Here is a 528-nt window from a genome sequence, read left to right as displayed (position 1 = left end):
TGTGTAGTTCGGGTTAGCCTTTTCAATTGCAGCAATGGCATCAGCGTTCAATGCAACTTGGTAAGTGCCCACATTCGTTGGAATTGTAGCACTGCCACCAAATGTGAAGTCGGCATTTGTTAGGTCAACATGGTTGACCACCTTATCTCCGTAAGTAACGGTAAATGTTGGCGTCTTATCACCATAAGTGATCGTTTGATCGTTAACAGTAACTTTGGTCTCTGCATCCTTCGGATCAGTGGCTAATGGATTAATGGTATAAGTTCCACCAATGAAGTCACTAGCACTGAATGTGTAGTTCGGGTTAGCTTCTTCGATCTTTTGAATAGCAGCATCATTCAATGCAACTTGGTAAGTGCCCACATTCGTTGGAATCGTGGCACTGCCGTCGAATGTAAAGTCCGCATTCGTTAAGGCAACGTGGTTGACCACTTTGTCACCATAGGTCACTTCAAACGTTGGTGTGTCATCACCATAAGTGATCGTTTGATCGTTAACAGTAACTTTGGTCTCTGCATCCTTCGGATC

1 protein-coding gene is annotated in these 528 nt (G+C 44.1%); it reads right to left on the bottom strand.

The annotated features are described in order from the left end of the window. On the bottom strand, positions 1 to 528 hold a 528-nt coding region (locus GM612_RS12265; RefSeq protein WP_246147768.1), incomplete at both ends, for an MBG domain-containing protein.

It is taken from the genome of Secundilactobacillus folii (genome assembly GCF_009720675.1).
In the GTDB taxonomy this organism is placed as follows: Bacteria; Bacillota; Bacilli; order Lactobacillales; family Lactobacillaceae; genus Secundilactobacillus; species Secundilactobacillus folii.
The sequence above is the reverse complement of the archived record's forward strand: the minus strand, read 5'-3'. Positions and strand labels throughout refer to the sequence as shown.